This is a genomic window from Paenisporosarcina sp. P4_D4, assembly GCF_056401835.1.
On sequence record NZ_JBFUIO010000235.1, the window covers coordinates 1 to 2,075 of the forward strand.

The window sequence follows — 2,075 nt, forward strand, 5'->3', positions numbered from 1 at the left end:
CCAAGATTTTCGAGCTGCAAAAATGCTTCATTGACAGGTGTTTGATCTTGCAAAATCCCTGGCTCTTGAAGTGCTAGTTGTGAAATGATTGGCAGATTTGTTTCCTTACGAGTGATTGTAAGAACGGCTTCAAGCTCTTGAAGGTCATAGAAAGTTTCGAGGAGAATCCCATCAACCCCTTCTAATAAAAGACAATATAACTGTTCCCGAAAGCTTCGTTTTATATCCTCTAATGAAATAGAATTGGGCTTTACTCCCCGATTACCACCAATCGTCCCAAAAACATAAGCGTCGTTCTTAGCTGCTATTTTGGCATTGTGGACAGCGGCACTATTGATTTCTTTTACCGAATCTTCCAGTCCATACCTTTGCAGCTTTAAATAATTTGCTGCATACGTGTTCGTCTGAATCACATCCGCACCTGCACCTAGATACGCTTTATGGATGTTTTGAATTTGTTCCGGCTGGGATAGGTTCAGTTCCTCAAAGCAGCAATCTGTCCCATACGAGTATAGGAGAGTTCCCATGGCGCCATCACCTATTAATATTTGGTTTTTTAATTTCCCCAAAAAACTCATTGGCTCTCTCCTCCATGATAGATAAACTGTCTACCTTGAACATGCTGAAAGGCTTGTGAAAAATCATTAATAAGATCATTCGGATTTTCAAGGCCGACCGATAAGCGAAGAAGACTATTTTTGATGCCACGTTTTTCTCTTTCCGCTTTTGGCATCGCCGCATGGGACATTTTACTCGGATACGATAAAATCGTCTCTACAGACCCAAGGCTTACTGCAAATACAGGGAATTTCACATTCGAAACAAATGAACGAAGCGCATCCTCATTGGCAAGTTCAAATGATAAAACCGCACCTGGACCATCTGCCTGGTTTTTTTGAAGCTGATGTTGCGGATGACTTTCTAGAGCCGGATAATAAACCTTATCGATAAGCGGGTGTCCTTGTAAAAATTCGGCGAGTAATATTGCAGATTTTTGTGATTGTTCGAGACGGACATAAAGCGTCTTGAGCCCTCTTAGTACGAGCCATGCGTCCTGAACACCCAGAATAGCCCCAAACGAATTTTGTAAAAAACCCAGCCTTTTCGCTAATTTCTCATCCTTGACAACTGCCAATCCAGCGACGACATCGCTATGCCCTGATAGAAATTTGGTTGCACTATGTAGCACAACATCAGCCCCAAGTTCAAGTGGTTTTTGCAAGGCTGGAGTGAGAAAAGTGTTATCCACGAATGTTAAGGCATTATTTTCTTTTGCTAACTTGCTAACCGCTTTGATGTCGGTCACCTTCAGTAAAGGGTTGGAAGGTGTTTCAACATAAAACACTTTTGTATTTGGCTTAATGGCTTGTTTTACTTGGATCAGATCCGTCATATCGACAAAGCTATAGTCAATTCCGTATCGGGACAGGACTTCGGTGATTAATCGATAGGTACCACCATAAACATCCTCTGAAATCACGACATGATCTCCTGAAGAGAGAAGCAGAAATGCCGTTGAAATCGCTGCTATCCCGGAAGAAAAAGCGAATCCATTTGTTCCACCTTCTAGTTCCGCAATAAGCTCTTCTAGCGCATTCCTTGTCGGATTAGAGCTGCGACTGTAATCATATTTTCCAAAATGATCGATATCAAATTGATGAAAAGTTGACGCATGTTGGATCGCTACACTGACTGCGCCAGTATTCGGATCAATCTTATGACGATTGTGTAAAAGCCTTGTTTCAAAGGAATGTTCTCTGTTCTCCATTACATAATCATCTCCTCTCTTATTTGGACAAAAGCTTGCTCAAGGTCTGAAAGCAAATCTTCTGCATCTTCAATTCCAACGGATAAACGCAATAAACGATTGCAAACACCTGCTTGAATTCTAATCTCTTCAGGGATATCAGCATGTGTTTGAGTGGCGGGATAGGTGATGAAGCTTTCTGTTCCTCCTAGGCTTTCGGCAAATGTTATAAGGGATAAACCTTGTAAAAAAGGATTAATCCATGACTCTTCTTTTAGGCGAAAAGAGATCATTCCAYCTCGTCCTGGATAAAAAACGTCGGTTACAG

3 protein-coding genes are annotated in these 2,075 nt (G+C 41.6%); all 3 read right to left on the reverse strand.

What is annotated here, in order from left to right:
• Positions 1-578, reverse strand: a 578-nt coding sequence (locus AC1DSL_RS17530) for a homocysteine S-methyltransferase family protein (RefSeq protein WP_477533210.1), incomplete at its 3' end; no start/stop codon positions are given.
• Positions 575-1,768, reverse strand: a complete 1,194-nt coding sequence (gene metC / locus AC1DSL_RS17535; protein WP_477533211.1) for a cystathionine beta-lyase — start codon at positions 1,766-1,768, stop codon at positions 575-577. The genes metC and AC1DSL_RS17530, both read right to left, overlap by 4 nt.
• On the reverse strand, positions 1,768-2,075 hold a 308-nt coding region (locus tag AC1DSL_RS17540; RefSeq protein ID WP_477533212.1), incomplete at its 5' end, for a PLP-dependent transferase. The genes AC1DSL_RS17540 and metC, both read right to left, overlap by 1 nt.